The sequence below is a fragment of the Acidovorax sp. WCS2018Noco2-16 genome, from assembly GCF_031843945.1.
GTDB lineage: Bacteria > Pseudomonadota > Gammaproteobacteria > Burkholderiales > Burkholderiaceae_C > Paracidovorax.
This window is the reverse complement of sequence record NZ_JAVTJJ010000007.1, coordinates 99,295-118,096: the sequence shown is the minus strand read 5'-3', so window position 1 is coordinate 118,096 and position 18,802 is coordinate 99,295. Positions and strand designations below refer to the sequence as shown.

Genomic DNA, 18,802 nt, shown 5'->3' with positions numbered 1-18,802 from the left:
GCCGCGACACCGAGCGCCCGGCCAGCAGCACCAGCCGCTGCGACGGGGGACTGGACGCTGTTAGAAACGGGCCATTCCACACCGCCCCTGCGGCTTCTGGGACGTTCTGACTAACTTTCGACCTGCGAGGGCCTCTAAAAAGTCAGTAGCCGAGGGGTGGTTGAGTACGCGAATGAAGCGGTGAACGGATTTTTGCGTTTCCTCACGCTGCGCACTCAAAGAGAGCGCATCTACTGGCAGGGTAGTACCGGAATTCGCGCGGAAACACAATTCCTCCAGCGATGTTGGCGTTCCTGCGGAACATCACTGCACGTTTGAGGCACCGCCTGGCTCCCGGGTAGGAGCCTTCTGGTGGCAGCGTGGAGCACCCAGTCCTCACACCGCGTAAGTTCGTCATGAGCAGGGGAAAGCTCGAGGTCTCCACCTCAGCAGGGTCTGCTTCGGGCCGCAGAGCGCCTTCGGGCCCCGCTCTGCATTTCCGGCTCGACAAACGCTGTCGAAGAGCGCAGGAAAGCCGCTGCCTTCGAAAAGGCAGCGGGCGTGTGCGACTTCCAGCAGGGCGTTAAGGACGGCGACGCGCGCTAGACCCCACTTGATGGATCGCAAGCGCACCCAGCAGCATCGACAGAACCATCAGCGCCCACTCCGACATCGTCGGAATCGGGGAGGGAGAAAAAGGCGGCGTGCCTACTGTCTTGGGGGCTGTCGAGCAGTTGTTCGCGCTCACCGGATCGCCGGGCATATCCACGCAAGCGGTGTTGTTCACACTGGCCGCCCCGGTGTAGGGCGAATCAACCTTCACTCGCAGAGTGAACACGGTAGACGCGCCTGCAGCAAGACTCGGTATCACACAGGTCAGCTGGCGTGTGCCAGTTGCATAAGAGCAGCCCGCTGCAGACACGAACGTCAAACCCGCTGGAAGCGTATCGGTCACCTGAGCGCCGTTGGATGCCACCACATTGCGGCCACTGCCAGCTGCCTGGTTGTTCTTCACCGTCAGGGTGTAGTCGAACTCTGCGCCGGGCAATGCACGGTCGGCTGAGGCGGTTTTCGAGATGCTGAGATCGATCTCACTGCCAGCAGCGGGGGCCGCACGGCTTGTGGTCGTGTCTTCATTGACTTCATTGTTGGTCAACTGAATCTCGTTTTCGTCAACGGATACGACCGCCTTGTTGCCCTGCGTGCCGGAATAGTCTCCGGCAGTGATGATGCTTTCCGCACGCATGCGATAGGTCATGACCACCTCATTCGAAGCACCCACCGCCAACGTCGGGAAGGTACAGCGCAGCGTGCCGCTCATCGACCCGGTTGCTGGCTCCGTACACGAGGCAGTGACCGGCGCCCCCGCAACGGTGGCTGTCAAATCGCCTTGATAGCTAAAGCGTGCCGTGTTCCCTGCGTTCGGGAAGGTGTCGACCAACACCATATTCGTGCCGAAGGACGGGCCAGCATTACGGACATTGATGCGATACGTCGTGTCGCCGCCGAGTGGGACGGGATCCATGGTGTCAGTCTTTTGAACCAGGATGTCTACCAGCGAATCAATGACGCTCGCATTGACGTTGGCAGAGTTGTTGGTGGTGTCCGTCTCCGTGTCATTGGTGCCAACCGCTACGTCGACCACGTTGTTGATCGTGTTGCCGAGGGCCGCGGCAAGCGGGCGGACAATGAACGTCACCGTCCGGTTGTTATTCGCAGGGACGTTGGTCCAACGGCATATCAGCGTGCCGCCGGCACCTACCGTAGGAATGGATGAGCACGTTCCATTATTGGAGGCGGTGCCAACACTGATGAAAGCCGTGTTAGCCGGCATGACGTCTGTGATCGTCAGCTCGTTGGCCGTCGATGGCCCAGCATTTCGGGCGGTGACGGTGTAGACCATTGGCTGCCCCACGCGAACATCGGCATTCGGGTTCACCGTCTTGGTGACCGTCGCGTCAACGCGCGGCAAGATACTGGTCGTGACCGAAGAACTGTTGTTGCTCCGGACGGGATCGCCGATGTCCAGAGAATTCACAGTGGCAGTGTTGACTCGGTCCAACGGCGCTGCATTCGCATTGTTGGGGCGGATGGTGATGGTGACGATCTTGGTTTCGTTCGGCGGCAAATCTCCCAGATTGCAATCCACGTCGGCGGAATTCACATTCGCTGGCGCGGTGGGGCCGCAGGACGCACCGGCAGGCGCGGTGATGGAAACCAGGCCCGGCGCAGTAGCGCTCGTGAGCAGGTTGTTCACGACGTCATAAACGTGCACTCGCGTGGCAGTGTTCGTCGACGAGAGGTTGGTGGCCTGCAGGGTGTACGTCAGCGGCTCGCCCACGATCACCGCGGTCTGCGAAGCTGTCTTGACGATTTGGATGTCTGCAGAATTGGCCGGGTCGGTCCCGCCCGTCCCATTCGACGCGCAATTGTTGCGAAAGCCGCCGCCAGTGCCCGCCTCGACAGGGCCTGGGCCGCTCAGAGCCAGACAGGCTGCATTCGTCAGCGTCCCGGCGGTCGAATTAGAGACTGGAACCACCAGGGCTGGCGCCGCCGTTCCATTGTTTGCATTGAAGCCCAGGTCCGCCGTTCGGGCATGCGAACAAGACAGAGTGACCGCGCTTCCATTCGTCGGGTACGAAACCGGAGCACCGCCAGCGGTGTAAGCGCCCGTGCAAACCCAGGCCGCATTGTTGACGGCGCTCTCGACCACCATTCCGTCAGGGAGGTTTTCCACGACTTGAATGGACTGCCCACTCAACACCGGCATCGGGCCGTAGTTGCTGACGCGGATCGTCCAGGTGTAGGGTGCTCCCAGCACCACCGGGTTCACGCTCGGCGTCTTGGTGATTCCCAGGTCAGCCGAGTTGTTCACCGTCACGGTGTCGGTGTTGTTCACGCCGTTGGCGTCGGGTTCCGCCGCCTCGACGCTTCCTGTGTTAGGAATGTTACCTATGCCGGTGACGTCAGCGACCAACCTGATGGCTGGAAGCGTGGAGAAAGCCCCTCCTGTGTAGGCCGCCCCGTTGTCGTAGACACAGGTCAAGGTGTCGGCCTGTGCGCCCCCGAACTCGCAAACCCAGGGGGCCGGCGCATTGTGGGAGGCATACACAAGTCCTGCTGGCAGGGTGTCGCGCACCGTGACTCCAGTGGGCGCTCCGCCGCCCAATTGCCGCGCAGTCAGCGTGTAGGTTGCTCGCGTGGCGCCTCCAACGGCGGCCAGACTGGCCGTCTTGCTGATGCCCATGTCGGTGCCCGCGCTGAGATCCACACGTACCGTCGCAGCGTTGTTGCCAGTGTCACCGTCAGGGAAGTTGGAGCGCACATCGAACGTCGCGTCGACCGACCCAGTGACATTGGCCACAGCAGGAACTGTGATCGGCGGATAGCTTGCTCCCACAGCCAGCGCATCTGCTCGGGAGCAGGTAATTTCTGCGCCTGGTGCTCCGCCCGCTGGTGCGGTTTTGGGGTAGGCAGTCGTAGGTTGGCATGTCCATCCGGCACCAGTGGGCACACCAGTGACCGAAGACCCGGTCGGGACATTGAAAGTGACGACCGGCGCCTGACCACTTGGCAGCGGGTCCGGGCCAGCGTTGTTAACGTTCAGGGCATAGGTGTACGGCGTGCCCGCAGCGATGGTTCCCGCGCCGGCTGAGCTCGTCGCGGTGAGCCCCAAGTCCGCGGCGGCCACGACGGTGATGTTCCGCGTCAGCGCGTTATTTCCACCGTTCGAGTCTGGGGTATTCGCAGTCACCGAGGCCGCATTGGTCCAGACCGTCGCAGCGGGCAATCGGACGCGCAGCGTCACCGTGCGTGATCCAGGATAGGGAATGGTTGCCCATGTGCACGCATACGGAGCGGTGGTGGAGCACGTCCCGCCATCACTTGCAGCCATGCTGACGAACGTGGAGCCGCTGGGGATCGCGTCGCTCAGCACAACGTTGTTTGCAGTACCGGTGCCGTTGTTCTGCACGGTCATCGTGATGGTTGCGATGCCGCCGGCGGGTACCGGATCGGGGGCGACCACGTGCTGCGCGAGCACCAGGTCGGCGGTTTGACCCATCGCAGCCGAGGAAAAGCCCATGAGCGGAAGCACGAATCCCGCCGCAAGTGCCCAGCTGGGGGCCATCAAACACGACTTCTTATGACGAGCTTGTGGAATGACTGCGTGGTCGAACCGCGCGAGATAGCATGGATTTTCCATCGGGGATGAGAGCCTGTAGCGTGCAACGGCCCCGAGTCTGCGGAGAAGGCCCGATACATTCATCCATGCTTCATCACCGTTCCTGACCGTTCCTGACGAACACCAGAGACGATGAGTGGGCGTGGAAGGTGGGCAGTTGTTTGGCAGCCCCGCGCACAAGCGGGAGCGGCAATGGCCGCGCGTTGGAACGCGGCTGTGGCGTCAGCGAACCAGCACGTATCCCGTGCCACGGACCGCGTGCAGCGGCAGTTGCATGCCCTGCTTTTCGGCCTTTCGCCGGACCCGGCTGGCGATGGCGTCAATCCGGTGGCCATCAAAGTCATAGACGTCACCGCCCAGGGCGCGAATGAGATCGTCACGACTGACCGCGCTGCCCCGGCTCTTGAAAAGGCACGCAACGAAGGTGCGCTCCGTGGTGGTCAGCTTCATGCGCCGCCCTGCGGGATCGCACAGGACCCAGTCGCCCTGCAGAAGCCGCCAGTCATGCAGATCCGGGTTGTCTTGCACCGACGCTGCCGACACCGAAGCTGCGGCAGGCGCGAGCGCTTGCACCGGCATCTTGGCGGCTCGGTCACCGTGCAGGCGCCGACCCAAAGCGTTCAGCGTCTCAGCGAGCTCTTCCAGGTGGACAGGCTTGACCATATAAGCGTCAGCGCCCTGTCGCAAGCCATTCAGGCGGTCCTCCAGCTGTCCGCGCGCCGTGACCAGCACGAGCCCCACCCCGACGATGCTGCGCAGGTGGGCCACGATCGACAACCCGCTCTCTCCCGGCAGCCCGATATCGACCACTGCTATGTCGCACGGTGCCAACGCGAAGGCCCGATAGAACGCAGGCGCCGCAGCAAAACCTTCCGCCTCAAAGCCCAGCTCGCCCAGCGAGAAGACCATTTCGTCCCGAAGATCGTCGTCGTCCTCAACAACGTAGACGCGTAAGGCGGAATGAGAGCTTGCCGATGACATAGCAATAATTGTAGATTCGCACGCTTTACGCTTTGTTTCGGCCGGCTGGCATGCACGGCCATCCCATGCCGCCTTACCTGCCATCTGTTGCCCTCGCCTGGTTCCGTTTCCGCGCCCTGCGTGTTCTTGCGCTAGCTGTGGCAACAGCGCTGATGGCAATTTTCCCTGCGCATGCACTGGTTCTGGGCGCCAGCGACGGCGTGGAGCAGCCGATAGACCTTGGCGGCGCGCTGTGGATGCACAGCGATCCATCCGGTACCCAGACAATAGAAGACGTGGCCAATGGCCCGCACAGGGACAGCTTCAGTCATCTGCCCGGTGCCGTGGAAAGGGGCTTCACGCAGGATACGGTGTGGGTGCGTTTCATATTGCAGCGCACGCCTGAGGCCGCAGCCGGATGGCTGTTGCGGCTGCGCCCCCCTCGAATCAACAACGCCACGCTCTATGCGCCCGACGGCCACGGCGGCTACGTTGAAACCCATCTGGGCGACCGCCAGCCCTTCAGAGGCCGCGCAGTCCCCGACCACAACTTCGTCTTTCCGATGGATGTTGGGCTGGATCCACGCGAGTACTACCTGAAGCTCAGCAATGCAGGCGTGCCGCTGCGGGTAGTAATGGACGTCTGGCAGCCCGGGGGGTTTGCCCGTTTCCAAAAGCGGGACTACACGGCCATCGGCGTTTTGCTGGGCGCTGCGCTGCTGTCCGTCTGCATGAACCTGATCTTCATGTCGTGGCTCAGAGACACGCTGTACGGACACTATGCGCTGTATGTCGTGGCCATCGCCGTCCTGGCAACGGCCCGTTTGGGCTATCTCGCGGAATGGATACTCGACACGCGGCCCGAACGTGTCGCGCAAGCCGTGCTGGCCATCAATTGCCTCTTCAACACAGTCGCCACCTTGTTCATGGCACGGATGTTCGGGTTCCGCAGGCATTGGCCGCCGGCCTCCCACTTTTTCGCCGCCGTCGCTGCGTTCAATCTGGTGGCGTTCGCACTGGCTCTGACGCCCCTGCACACACGAATCGGCCCTTGGGTCAGCTTGGTCACCACCATGTCGACCGTTTTCGGTGCGGCTTTCGTTTTTTATTTGCTGGCGGTGCGAAGGCTGTGGCAATACCTTCTGCCTGCGCTCGCCTTTTCGGTGGGCACGCTGATCGGCCTCTATAGCCTGGTCAAGTTGTGGCTGGGCGATGCGGTGCCGGGGGCCGCGCCTGAGCACCTTTACCTGCTGGGCTCCCTGACCCATCTCATCGTGCTGAACGTGGCCGTGGCAGACCGCACGCGGCGCGCCGAGCGGGAGGTGCTGAAGGAGCGCGCGCTCGCACTGTCCGCTCGCATAGAAGCTGAGCAGGCGCTTGAATCCACCGTGGCACGTCGCACGGCCGAGCTGGCCGGCGCCAATGTGGCCTTGCGTGACGAGATCGGCAAGCGCAGCCGGCTGGAGACGCGCCTTCGGCAATCCCTGGAGGAAACGCGCAAGATGGCGGACCAGCAGCAGGAATTCGTCTCGATGGTGTCGCATGAATTCCGCACCCCGCTGGCAGTCATCGACGCGGCAGCCCAGTCGCTGGATCTGTCCAGGTTCGGCAGGGAGGCGACCGTCCAGCGCAGGACGGAGCGCATCCGCCGTTCAGTGCTGCGCTTGTCCATGCTCATCGAGAACATCCTGCTGGCAGACCGGCTTCACCTCGATGAGCGCTCGTTGCGGCTGCAATCCCTTGATATGCACGCCCTGTTGCAGCAACTGTGCGAAGGGTTCAACCAGGCAGCAACGGGACGTCTTCAGCTGACGGTGCAACGCCTGCCGCAGGTCGTCGCAGACCGGGCACTCATCGAGATCGCACTGCAGAACCTGATGCACAACGCACTGAAGTATTCACCGCCGGGCAGCAGCGTGTCGGTCACGCTGACCGGTGTCGGCGACGCGGCCCAGATCGACGTCACCGACCGGGGGCCCGGCGTCCCTGCAGCAGACATTCAACATATCTTTGAGAAGTACTTTCGCTCGGACACGGTGGCGACCGTCGCCGGCTCGGGACTGGGATTGCATCTCGCCCGCGAGATCGCCAGGCGCCACGGCGGCGACGTAGTGCTGGCCGAGAACAGCCCGCAAGGAGCCACCTTCCGCTTGGTTCTGCCCATCGGCGGCCCCGCGCCGGACGAGCGATGACCAGCGCATCCCGACCCTCGGTCACCCAATGAGACGGTGACCTGTTGCTCCGTTCCTATGAAATCATCAACCGCCGCTATCTGCCGCACCTTCAACCTCTCGGCCACCGCATGGGGTCTGGCAATTTGTATGACGTCCTCAATGACGGCTGCGCAGCCGCTCGACGGGGGGACATTGCCACCGATGACCGTGAACGCCCGCGGCCACGAAGAAGCCGTGCAATCAGTTCCGGTACCGGTCACGGTGATTGGGGAGCGCGAGATCGACACGTTGCGCATGCAGCGCCTTGACGATCTGGCGCAGCAACTGCCGAGTACCAACATCGCCACCCCCGACGCGCGCCGACTCACTATCGCCGTGCGAGGTATCGGCCTCAATCCAAGCAATGATGGGCTGGAGGGGAGCACCGGGGTGTACTTAGACAACGTTTATTTGGGCCGGGCCGGCATGGCCGCGTTCGACCTGCTGGACGTGGAGCGCGTGGACCTGCTGCGGGGGCCGCAGGGCACGCTGTTCGGCAAGAACACCACTGCAGGCGTGCTGAGCGTGCACACCAAGCCGCCGACCTTCGAGCGGGAGAGAAGCGTTCGCTTGTCCACCGGAGAACGCGGCCTGCGGCAGGCACAAGCCATCTTGTCTGGGCCCCTGGCCGAAGACGCGGCAGGCCGCTTGCTTGTGTACGACTCCCACGATCCCGGTGTGATCACCAACCTCTACAACGGCGAAAAGCTGGGGGGCAGCGACCGATCAGGAGTGCGTGCACAACTGCTGGTGCGCCAAGGCGCCGGATTTGACCTTCGGCTTATTGGCGAGCACCACCGCGAGCGCGGCAGCAGCGGCACTGCGGTGACTTATGGCCTCGGCCCCGGCCTGGCCGTCGCCCGGGCTATCGCGGGCGGTGCGACGGGCATCGTCACCGATCCCAGGCGGCGCGAAATCAACGTGGACGGGGAGGAGTCCGTCCGCAGCGATCAGAACGCGTTATCGGCCCAAGCACGCTGGCGCCTGGCCTCGGGCGCCGAGATCACATCGATCACCGCCGCACGCGACTGGCGCTTTACGAGAATCACCAATGACAGCCTGAACATTCCGGTTCTTGTGGAAGGAGGCAGCGCACTGCAGCAGCAACAGATATCGCAGGAGCTGCGGCTGGCTGGCCCGTCGGGCGGACCGATCAGCTACGTTGTCGGCACCTACCTGCTGCGGCAACGTACCCGCAATGCGGGATGGACCGACTTCGGACCACGCGCCGATATCGTGCTGCAAGGTACGCCCACTCCGGTATTTGCCAACGCCTACAGCATCAACCACGGATCACTGGACACGCAAAGCTACGCGCTTTTCTCGCAAGCCACGTGGCACTCCACAGATCGGCTGGACATCACTGCCGGGCTGAGGGTCACAGAGGAAGTCAAAAAGGCCCGCATCCACCGTGGTGACTCTATCGGCGGCTCGTCTGCCACCGCGGTGCTGCGGAACAACCCGCTGGTGCTGGGCGCCTACGACACCGGTCCACTGCGCACGCGGCAGTTCAGCCCGTCGGGATTGTTAAGCGCGAGCTACCAGTTGGAGCCCGCACTGCTGGGATATGTGAGCCTGTCGCACGGGGAAAAATCCGGCGGTATCAATCTCGCGGGACCGGGCGCGGCCCCGGGGCCGCTAGGTGTGGACTCGCTGATGGTCGGCCCCGAACGGGTCAACAGCCTGGATATAGGCTTCAAGGGACGCTTTCAGGAGGACCGCTTGCACGTCAACCTGAACTTCTTCGCGGCGATGGTCAACGGCTATCAGACAGCCTACTTGGTGCCGTCCGGCGCAGGGGTCGGCAACTACGTGCAGATTCTGACCAACGCGGGCGACGTGAGATCGCGGGGCATCGAGCTCGAACTCAAGGGCCGGCCGTCCCGGGGGCTGACGCTTTGGTCGAACGGGTCTTTCAACGATGCGCGCTACCTGGGGTACGAGAATGCGCCATGCCCTCCCGAGGCGGCCATTGCGCAGCCCGCTGCACGCTGCAGCCTGTCCGGGCGCCAGGTGGCCGGCGCGCCACGCTGGATGTTCAGGGCCGGGGGGGAATACCGCTACCGCTGGTCGCCTTCCGTGACCCATGCTGTAGCAGCGGCCTACGCTTGGCAGTCCGGCAAGGATGGCACGCTGGATGCGTCGACCTATTCCCGCGTCCCCTCGTATGGGGTGTTCAATGTGGCCACCAGTTGGGATCTGGTACAGGGCCGCCAGCTGTGGAATCTGTCACTCTGGGTGCGCAATGCTCTGGACAAGCGCTACTTTCAAGCGGTGACTGCCACAGCCAACGGTGCCTACGTGGCGTCCCTGGGCTCCCCGAGGACTTGGGGACTTACGGTCAAAGTCGATTACTGATACCCGACGGAGACGAGACGTTTGATCGGCGGCAGCGCTTGGTTTGAATGACCTCGTTTCCACGTGGGTCAGGAGTGCCGAGAGCCGACTCGGTTGTACGCATGTCGGGCTATGAAGGGTTCAATTAGCGCTCACTGGCTTTCCTTGTCCTCCGTACTTTTGAGTACAGCTTGGTGGCCTTGAGCCTTTCTCAGAAAGGGCCGGATTTCAGATCTATCGACAGCACACATCGTGTGCCGTCACGACAATGGGCACGGCACGACAAGCGCTGCCCGGTGGTTCGTTGCAATGCTTCGACAGAGATTTCGCAGCCATCTGGGGTTAGAGACCCGCCAGACCGACTTGCCGGCTCTGATGCCGCCGAACCGCGACGCACGCACGTCCCTCACTAGCGTCGGCGTGGAAGCCAGATAGGTCCAGTCCATGCTGGCAAAGTCCCATCTCTGTGGTGCATAGATCCACACTGTGTTTGCAAAATCCACCCGCTGTTAACAACATCCAGGCCTCGCCCCATGCTCCAGTACCACACGATTCCCGTCACCGCCTTTCAGCAAAACTGCTCGCTGGTCTGGTGCGACGCCACCAGTCAAGCCACCGTCATCGACCCGGGCGGCGACCTGCCGCTCATCTTGCAGGCCGTGGCGCAGCGCGGGCTGTCGCTGGTGCAGATCTGGCTGACGCACGCCCACATCGACCACGCGGGCGGCGCGGGTGAGTTGGCCGACGCGCAGTCGCTGCCGATCACAGGCCCGCATCCGGCCGATCAGTTCTGGATCGACGGGCTGCCGCAGCAGAGCGCGATGTTCGGCTTTCCGCCCGCAAGGCCGTTCACGCCCACGCGTTGGCTGCACGATGGCGATACGGTGCAGATCGGGCAGGAGAAGCTGCACGTGCGCCACTGCCCGGGCCATACGCCCGGCCACGTGGTGTTCCACGCGCCGCAAATCGAGCGCTGCTTTGTGGGCGACGTGCTGTTCGCCGGCAGCATCGGCCGCACCGACTTTCCGCAGGGCAATCACCAGCATCTGGTCGACAGCATCGTGCAGCGGCTGTGGCCCATGGGCGATGAGACCGTGTTCATCCCCGGGCACGGGCCGGAAAGCTCCTTCGGGCGCGAGCGGCGCAGCAATCCGTACGTGGGCAACACCTGAGGGCGCGCGAGCGCTACCTTGCGCCAGGTAGCGCTCAGTCAAGCAATTGCTACTATTTTTATAGCTGCCAGCGCTTGATACATAAGCGCCAGAGGCCAATTTGGCTTAAATATGCAGCGCCGTAGCCTTCAGGGCGCGGTCAGTATCCCGCGCACGGCCGCCGGGAATCTCGGGTCAAGCATGGCGCCCACATTGCAGCGCGACCAGCGCGATGGCAGCGACGCGTCTGAATGGAACACGCGGCCTGGCGCCATGGTCACCTTGCGCGCCATGAGCGCCTCGGCCAGCCGCAGCGAGTCGTCCACCCCCGGAAACGCCACCCACAGGTACAGGCTTTGCGGGGTGCGCGCAAAGACCTCGCAGCCCGCGCCGTCCAACCACGCCAGCGCCTGCGCCGTGGCCTGGCCGAGCTTCTGGCGCAGGCGCACCAGGTGGCGCTCGTAATGGCCCTCGCGCAGCATTACGTCCACCATGCGTTCGCAGTATTCCGAGCCGCTCACGTGGATCAGCGCCTTCAGATCGGCCAGGTCACTGGCCAGCGCGCCATTGCAGGCAATGAACCCCACGCGCAGGGCGGCCGAGAACGACTTGGAAAAGCTGCCGATGTAGATCGTGCGCTCCAGCTGGTCCAGCGTGGACAGGCGCACGGCCGATGTGGGCTTGAAGTCGGCCAGCGGGTCGTCTTCCACGATCACCAAATTGTGGCGCTCGGCCAGCTGCAGCACCTTGTAGGCCTTGGCAGCGGTGATGTCCGAACCCGTCGGGTTGTGCGCCAGCGACTGGGTGAAGAAAAGGCGCGGGCGCTCCTGCTGCAGGATCGCTTCCAGCGCCGCCACGTCGGGGCCGTCGGCCAGGCGCGGCACGCCGACCACGCGCGCACCTGCCAGCTTGAGCTTGCCGAACAGCGGGTAGTAGCCCGGCTCATCCACCAGCACGGTGGCGCCCGGCGGCACGAAGTAGCGGATGACCAGGTCCATCGCGTCGTTGGCACCGTGCGTCAGCACCAGTTGGCCGGGCGTGGCCTGCAGGCCGAAGTTGCCCAGCTTGCGCACCAGGCTGTCACGCAGCGGCGCATAGCCGTAGCGGCTGCCGTAGCGGAACAGCGAGCCCAGCCCCGTGCGCACGACCTTCTGGTGATAGCGGTCCAGCCGCATGTCGGCCAGCCATTCGACGGGCGGAAAGCCATCGCCCACGCCCACCGCGTCCGGCTCGGTCTTGAGCTGCTCACGCATCAGCCAGACGATGTCCATCGCGCGGCCCAGTTGTCCCGCGTCCTCGTCGGCCCGCTGCGCCGGGCGCGCCGGGCCCAGCACGAAGAAACCCGAGCCCCGGCGCGGCTCCACCAGCCCGCGCGAGACCAGCAGGTCGAACGCCGCCACGATGGTGTTCTTGGCGTAGCGATGCAACTGCGCCAGCTCCCGCAATGACGGCAGCTTGTCGCCGGGGCGGTACACGCCGTCCGCTATCTGCTGGCCGATCAGGTCCGCCAGCTTGCCGGCAATGGGTGCCGACCGTCCTCTGCCATCTGCCATCGCCACCCCCTTTTTGTTGCACTGCGATGGTACTGTTCCCGCAAACTGTACCTTTTGAAAAGGGTACAGTTTGCCTACAGTCGGCGACCAGATTCATGACTTCAGGAGATGCCATTCATGGTTGCCGACTCGCGCTTGCCCAACTTCCGCGCCCTCACGCCCGCCCAGCGCTGGGACTTTCTGGCCGACGCCTGCGGCCTGACCGATGAGGACCGCGCGCTGATTCGCCAGCCGGGCGCCCTGCCCATCGCACTGGCCGACGGCATGATCGAGAACGTTTTCGGCACCTTCGAGCTGCCGATGGGCGTGGCCAGCAACTTCCAGATCAACGGGCGCGACGTGCTGATTCCGATGGCGGTGGAGGAGCCCTCCATCGTGGCTGCCGCGTCGTACATGGCCAAGCTGGCACGCGCTGACGGCGGCTTTCAGACCTCCAGCACGCTGCCGCTGATGCGCGCGCAGGTGCAGGTGGTGGGCATCACCGACCCTTACGGCGCCCGCATTGCGGTGCTGCAGGCGCGCGAGCGGATCATCGAGCGCGCCAACAGCCGCGACAAGGTGCTGATCGGCCTTGGCGGCGGCTGCAAGGACATCGAGGTGCATGTGTTCCCCGACTCGCCGCGCGGCGCGATGATCGTCATGCACCTGATCGTGGACGTGCGCGACGCCATGGGCGCCAACACAGTGAACACCATGGCTGAGTCGGTGGCGCCGCTGGTCGAAGAGATCACGGGCGGCTCGGTGCGCCTGCGCATCCTGTCCAACCTGGCCGACCTGCGCCTGGCCCGCGCCCGCGTGCGCCTGACGGCCCAGACGCTGGCCACCAAGGAGCGCAGCGGCGAGGAGATCATCGAAGGCGTGCTGGACGCGTACACCTTCGCCGCCATCGACCCCTACCGCGCGGCCACCCACAACAAGGGCATCATGAATGGCATCGACCCCGTCATCGTCGCCACCGGCAACGACTGGCGCGCGGTGGAAGCCGGCGCCCACGCCTACGCCAGCCGCAGCGGCAGCTACACCTCGCTCACGCGCTGGGAGAAGGACCGCACCGGCGCGCTGGTCGGCACCATCGAGCTGCCCATGCCCGTGGGCCTGGTGGGCGGCGCCACCAAGACGCACCCGCTGGCGCGCCTGGCGCTGAAGATCATGGCCGTCAAGAGCGCACAGGAGCTGGGCGAGATCGCCGCCGCCGTGGGCCTGGCGCAGAACCTGGGCGCCCTGCGCGCGCTGGCCACCGAAGGCATCCAGCGCGGCCACATGGCCTTGCACGCCCGCAACATCGCACTGGTGGCTGGTGCGGTGGGCGACGAGGTCGACGCCGTGGCCCGACGCCTGGCCGACGAGCACGACGTGCGCACCGATCGCGCGCTGGAAGTGCTGCAGGAGCTGCGCGCCAAGGGCTGAACCCCACGGAGCGCTGGCGGCGGTGGGGCCGCCAGTGCGCTGCATGTCCCGCCCCACCACCGACCCAGAACAAATCAGGAGACCAACATGACAACCAAAGACCCCGCCCACTGGCGGCTGGCCGAAGTGTGGGGCGACACCGTCGACCTGCGGCATCTGGCCTGGTCCATCGCGATCGGCATCGGCATCAGCGTGGTCGGGTTCTTCCTGGCCAGCCGCTGGCTCGCCACGTTCGTCGAATCCCGGCAACTGGCACACGCCTACGCCATGCTGGCCGGCCTGGCGGGTTGCGTGACCGCCGGCGTGATCTGCGCGCGGGCCTTTCCCCCGAAGCGCGAAGTGACCGAGCAGGATCTTTCCACCGACCCCGCCTGGCGGCGCGAAGTGCTGCAGGAGCTGGCCGCGCAACCCGGCGGCCTGGGCTCCATTGCCGACCTGCCGCCCGCCGTGGTGCAGGAGCTCAAGGAGCTGAAGCTCTACGAGCTGTTCGAGCAGCACGAGCAGCAACTCCAGCCGGACTCAGACGCGTCCACGGGTGCTGCCATGGCCGCGCCGGCATCCGCATCGGTGACTGCCTCAGTCACCGCGCCACGTTGATCCCCAGGAGCGCACGATATGGATCCCCAACTGATCAACGACATCGCTGTTGCCGCCGCCATGGGGCTGGTGGGCGCAGTGGTGTTCGCCGCCATCGGCCTGGTTTCGGGCACCGACGAGACCACCACGCTGGCGCCCCTCACGCTGCTGGTGGTGCTGCTGGGCGTGCCGCCCGCAGGCATCTTCACGTTCTTTCTGGCCGGCGCCGTAGCCAAGCACATGACGCACGCCGTGCCCACCGCCCTGCTGGGCATACCGGGCGACACGCTGGCCACGCCGCTGCTGCAGGATGCCAACATGCTGCGCAAGCTGGGCGTGCCCCACATCGCCCTGCGCAAGATGGTGTCGGGCGCCATCGTGGCGGCCTTCGTTGCCGTGCCGCTGGCCGTGCTGTTCGCCGTGATGCTGGCGCCCTTCGGCGCCGCCATCACCAAGACCGCGCCGTGGATCTTCCTGGGCGCGGCCATCCTCATCGCCTACTTCTCGGCCGGGCGCTGGGCCTCGGTGGCGCTGCTGGTTCCATTCGTGGTGGTGATCATTGCGCTGCAAAGCCTGACGGCCAAGTACGACGTGAAGCTCAGCATCAGCTACTTCCTGGGCATCGCCATCGGGCCGCTGATCGCCGACCTGTTCACCGTGATCGCGCCGGCCGGGCGCCAGCGCATGCTGCGCGACAAGGTGCGCCAGTTCAACCTGGCGCCGGACGTGAAGGGCTGGTCGGGCTACTTTCCCAACCCATTGCGAGTGATGGACCGCGTGCAGACCCGCTGGACGCTGATCACCGCCACCATCTCCAGCGCCACCTTCGTATTCAGCCCCGTGGCCATGACCGTGGTGCTGGGCGAATTGGTGGGTTCACGCATCAAGCACGCCTACCACCGCCTGACGACGGTGCTGAGCGCGCGCAACGGCGTGACCGAGGCCACTTATATCGCCGAGGCGCTGATTCCGCTGATCGCCTTCGGCTTGCCGCTGAGCCCCGTGGCCGCGGGCCCGGCCGCGCCGCTGTTCAACGCGCCGCCCCGCTTTACCGTCGATGCCGCCACCGGCCAGACCTACAACCTGCACAACCTGCTGAACCACTGGGAGTTTCTGGGCTACGGCATGCTGGCCGTGCTGCTGGCGGCTGTGGTGTCGTACCCCTTCGCCATGAACTACGCGCGCAGCGCAGCGCTGTTTGTGTCGCGCAAGGTCAGCCACGAGGCCATCATCGCCACCTTCGTGGGCCTCATCATCGTGATCAGCGTATGGGAAGGCCAGGTGCTGGGCCTGCTGGTGATTTTGACCATGGGCCTGCTGGGCGGACTGCTGTCGCGCGCCTTCGGCTTCAACACCGGCGTGCAGTTCATGGGCTACTACACGGCCGTGCTGAGCGTGCCGGCCATCGTGAAGCTGTTCTAAGCAAGCTGCAATGGGCCACGATGGGCTGCGTGCCTATCGTGGGCCGTCGTTTTTTGCTATCTCTTTTATAGCTAATAGCGCTTGATGGATAAGCGCCAGAGGCCTATTTGACCCAAAATCAACCGCGCTTGGCCGCCTTGTACAGCCCTTCCACGCGGGGCACGTTGGCCTCCAGCTGGCGAATGCGGTCGGGCCCGCTCGGGTGGGTGGACAGGAACGCCGGGCCGCCCTGGTTCTTGTTGGCCTCGCCCATCTTGCGCCAGAGGCTGACGGACGCGTCAGGGTCGAACCCGCCGCGTGCGGCCAGCTCCAGGCCCACCAGATCGGCCTCGGTCTCATCGCCTCGGCTGAATTTCAGCGTGATCAATTGCGTGCCCAGGTTGGCCGCCGCATTGCCCAGGTCGCCCAGGCCCAGCAGCTGCGCGCCCAGCGACAGCCCCATGCTGGTGGCCTGCGTCTTGGCCAGGCGGGCGCGGGCGTGCTCGCGCAGGGCGTGGGCCATTTCGTGGCCCATGATCATCGCGGACTCGTCGTCGGTCAGCTTCAGCTGGTCGAGGATGCCGGTGTAGAAGGCGATCTTGCCACCTGGCATGCAAAAGGCGTTGATCTGCTTGCTGCCGATCAGGTTGACCTCCCACTTCCATGCGGTAGCGCGGTTGTTCCACTGCGCACTGAACGGAATCAGCCGCTGCGAGATGCCGCGCAGCTTCTGCAGCTGCGGGTTGGTGTCACCGGCCAGGGCGCGCTGGGCCTTGGCCTGCTCCATCATCTTGCTGTATTGCTGCGTGGCGGCCTGCTCCAGCGCTTCGGCCGGCACCAGTTGGCGCATGGCGGACGACGAGCCCACATCGACCTGGGCCAGCGCCGGGCCGGCAAAGGCAGCGCCCGCCGCCATCAGAAAGCCGCGCCGTGCGTTCCAGGCACCATGGCCCTGACGCAGTGCGCACAGCCGGCAACCGGACACGTCCCCGCTGGAAGGGTTCGAGTCGGCAGCGGAAGCGGCAGAGAGGTGGGTGTTTTGCATGGCGCCCGAGTCTAGCGGCGCGCCACCGCCTGTGTGTAGGCAGCGGTGCCGGCGCAGCGCAGGCCACAGCCCTCAGCCGCGCCGGCTGGCGCGCAGCTCCGCCCACACCACGATCAGCAGGCCCGACAGCACTGCCACCAGCCCTGCCACGGACAGCAGCGAAGGCGATTCGCCCACCACCACGACCGCCAGCACGAAGGCGGTGACCGGCTCGGCCAGCGCCAGCGTGACCCCGGTGGCGCCGGAGATGTAGCGCAGCGCGCTGGTGAACAGCAGGTAGGCCAGCCCGGTCGCCACCAGGCCCAGGTAACCCACGGTGACCCACGTGCCGGCCGACAGGGCGAGCGGGCCGCCCAGCACGGCAGCCGCAGGCAACGACAGCACCGCCGCCGTGCCGAAGACGGCCAGGTTGACCGTGGCGGCGCCGGCGCGCTCCACCAGCGGTTTGTTCAGCAGGGTGTGGGCGGCATACGTCAGCCCCGACATCAGGCAAAGGGCGATGCCGCCTGCCGACGCGCCGCCCCGGCCGCCCGGGCCGCCGCCGTCCAGCGCCATGGCCGCGCCACCCGCCACGCCCAGCAGCGTGCCGGCCCACCATACCGGTGCGGGCAGGCGGCGCGCCTGCAAGGTTTGCAGCAGGCCCGCCCAGATGGGCCCGCTGCCGATGGCAATGGCCGTGCCCAGCGCTATCCCGCTGGCCTTCACGCCGGCAAAGAAGCTGAGGTTGTAAACAGCCATGCACGCACCCGCCGCCAGCACGCGCGGCCAGGCCAGCGTGCCGCCGCGCTGGCGCAGAACGCCGGTCAGCGCGGCGAAGAACACCGCCGCCACCGCCAACCGCAAGGCGCCCACCCAGTAAGGCGACAGAACCGCCGGCCCCAGGCTTTGCGCGGTACCGGTGGTGCCCCACAGCATGGCGGCCAGCAGCACCATGGCGATGCCGCGCGCACCGTGGCGGGTGGCATCGCCCGAAGAAGATGCCGCAGAGGAAGAGGAAGAGCGAGAGGCGACCATGGCCGTGAGGGTGCCACGGCGCACGCACCGCGACTGTCGCGCAACGCTCAAGGTGCAGGCTGGCTGCGTTGGCGCAATTGGCGGGCGCCGGTGCCGCGCTCGCGCCGCAGCGCCGAGGCCAGCGCCGAGCCGGTGGCGTAACCGCAGGCCAGCGCCACGCGCTCCAGCGGCCGGCCGCCCGCCAGCCAGCGGGTGGCCGCGTCCAGCCGCACGCCGCGCAGCCAGGCTTGCGGCGTGGCACCGCTCAGCTCGATCCAGCGGGTGTGAAAGCGCTGCACGCTCAGGTGGCACAGCGCAGCCATGCGGGCGGTGGGCCAGGGCTCGTGCAGCGCGGCGCGCACGGCTTGCTCGAGCCGCTCAGGTGCCAGCGCGCGCCGCGCCAGCACCCGCGGCGCGTGCAACAGGCCGTCCAGTTGTTGGGGCAGCGCCGGGGTGGGGCCGGCCGCCTGCGCGGCCCAGGCATGAACGACGCCGCTGGGCAGGCCCAACCCCATGAAAGCCGGGTGCAGATCATCAGCCTCGGCAGCCATGGCCGCTGCCATGTCGATCCACCCACGCGCCTGGGCCGGCACGGCGAAGCGGCGCACGCGTTCGGTGCCGCTGACTTGCGGCAGGTCGATCACGCAGAAACGGGCACCCGGCGGGGCATGAAAGCCATGCCGCACCCCGGCGGGCACGACGATGCCGCTGGCGCGGTCCACCCAGAGGGAGCGGCCGGCCACCTCCATTTCCATGCGCCCGGCCAGCGCATACACCACCTGGGCGTGGTCGTGCGCATGCACCGCATATTCGCCGCTGTAGGCGCGCACGGAACAGGCGGCAGGGGTGGATGCGGGGGGCGTCACTCGCGGGATGGTAGCGCGCTACCTGTAGGACGGCATCGCCAGGTTCTGTAGAGCGGCAAAAGCCCTGCCACACGAAAACCGCATCTGGGGCACAATCAAATGTCATATTTTGTATCGGCGCGCCTGCCCGCGCCGCCC

Annotated in this window: 12 protein-coding genes; 6 read left to right on the top strand and 6 right to left on the bottom strand. The window is 65.6% G+C overall.

The window, feature by feature from the left end:
* Nucleotides 1–562: 562 nt before the first annotated feature.
* A complete protein-coding gene (locus RQI28_RS14665; protein ID WP_311223403.1) occupies nucleotides 563–4,108 on the bottom strand; it encodes an IPTL-CTERM sorting domain-containing protein in 3,546 nt (1,181 codons plus the stop codon).
* A 276-nt stretch (nucleotides 4,109–4,384) separates the two neighbouring features.
* Nucleotides 4,385–5,143, bottom strand: a complete 759-nt coding sequence (locus RQI28_RS14660) for a response regulator transcription factor (RefSeq protein ID WP_311223402.1) — start codon at nucleotides 5,141–5,143, stop codon at nucleotides 4,385–4,387.
* A gap of 65 nt (nucleotides 5,144–5,208) precedes the next feature.
* Between RQI28_RS14660 and RQI28_RS14655 the strand changes: the two genes are divergently transcribed.
* The 3 genes from RQI28_RS14655 to RQI28_RS14645 all read left to right on the top strand — a co-directional run bounded on the left by RQI28_RS14655 (nucleotide 5,209) and on the right by RQI28_RS14645 (nucleotide 10,844).
* The gene (locus RQI28_RS14655; RefSeq protein WP_311223401.1) at nucleotides 5,209–7,314 is read left to right on the top strand and encodes a sensor histidine kinase; all 2,106 of its coding nucleotides are present in this window, start codon (nucleotides 5,209–5,211) and stop codon (nucleotides 7,312–7,314) included.
* Between the two features lie 57 nt (nucleotides 7,315–7,371).
* Nucleotides 7,372–9,693 carry a TonB-dependent receptor gene (locus RQI28_RS14650; protein WP_311223400.1) on the top strand — a complete coding sequence of 774 codons (2,322 nt, stop codon included), beginning with the start codon at nucleotides 7,372–7,374 and terminating at the stop codon, nucleotides 9,691–9,693.
* A gap of 512 nt (nucleotides 9,694–10,205) precedes the next feature.
* Nucleotides 10,206–10,844, top strand: a complete 639-nt coding sequence (locus tag RQI28_RS14645) for an MBL fold metallo-hydrolase (RefSeq protein WP_311223399.1) — start codon at nucleotides 10,206–10,208, stop codon at nucleotides 10,842–10,844.
* A gap of 128 nt (nucleotides 10,845–10,972) precedes the next feature.
* Here RQI28_RS14645 and RQI28_RS14640 read toward each other — a convergent pair whose 3' ends face one another.
* The gene (locus RQI28_RS14640) at nucleotides 10,973–12,376 is read right to left on the bottom strand and encodes a PLP-dependent aminotransferase family protein (RefSeq protein ID WP_311223398.1); all 1,404 of its coding nucleotides are present in this window, start codon (nucleotides 12,374–12,376) and stop codon (nucleotides 10,973–10,975) included.
* Nucleotides 12,377–12,493: 117 nt separating this feature from the next.
* On the opposite strand from RQI28_RS14640, the gene RQI28_RS14635 reads away from it, so the two are divergent.
* From RQI28_RS14635 to RQI28_RS14625, 3 genes are all read left to right on the top strand, one after another.
* Nucleotides 12,494–13,783, top strand: coding sequence for a hydroxymethylglutaryl-CoA reductase, degradative (locus RQI28_RS14635; protein WP_311223397.1), 1,290 nt, complete (start codon nucleotides 12,494–12,496; stop codon nucleotides 13,781–13,783).
* 87 nt (nucleotides 13,784–13,870) lie between these two features.
* Nucleotides 13,871–14,380 (top strand): hypothetical protein, encoded by a 510-nt coding sequence (locus RQI28_RS14630; protein WP_311223396.1) that lies wholly within the window; start codon nucleotides 13,871–13,873, stop codon nucleotides 14,378–14,380.
* Between the two features lie 18 nt (nucleotides 14,381–14,398).
* Nucleotides 14,399–15,781: a tripartite tricarboxylate transporter permease gene (locus RQI28_RS14625; protein WP_311223395.1), complete on the top strand. Its 1,383-nt coding sequence runs from the start codon at nucleotides 14,399–14,401 to the stop codon at nucleotides 15,779–15,781.
* A 118-nt stretch (nucleotides 15,782–15,899) separates the two neighbouring features.
* Here RQI28_RS14625 and RQI28_RS14620 read toward each other — a convergent pair whose 3' ends face one another.
* The 3 genes from RQI28_RS14620 to RQI28_RS14610 form a co-directional block, all read right to left on the bottom strand.
* Complete coding sequence (locus tag RQI28_RS14620) at nucleotides 15,900–16,805, bottom strand: M48 family metallopeptidase (protein WP_404976912.1); 906 nt, start codon at nucleotides 16,803–16,805, stop codon at nucleotides 15,900–15,902.
* A 72-nt stretch (nucleotides 16,806–16,877) separates the two neighbouring features.
* Nucleotides 16,878–17,819: a DMT family transporter gene (locus RQI28_RS14615; RefSeq protein ID WP_404976911.1), complete on the bottom strand. Its 942-nt coding sequence runs from the start codon at nucleotides 17,817–17,819 to the stop codon at nucleotides 16,878–16,880.
* Between the two features lie 47 nt (nucleotides 17,820–17,866).
* Nucleotides 17,867–18,664, bottom strand: a complete 798-nt coding sequence (locus RQI28_RS14610; protein ID WP_311223394.1) for an AraC family transcriptional regulator — start codon at nucleotides 18,662–18,664, stop codon at nucleotides 17,867–17,869.
* Nucleotides 18,665–18,802 lie beyond the last annotated feature (138 nt).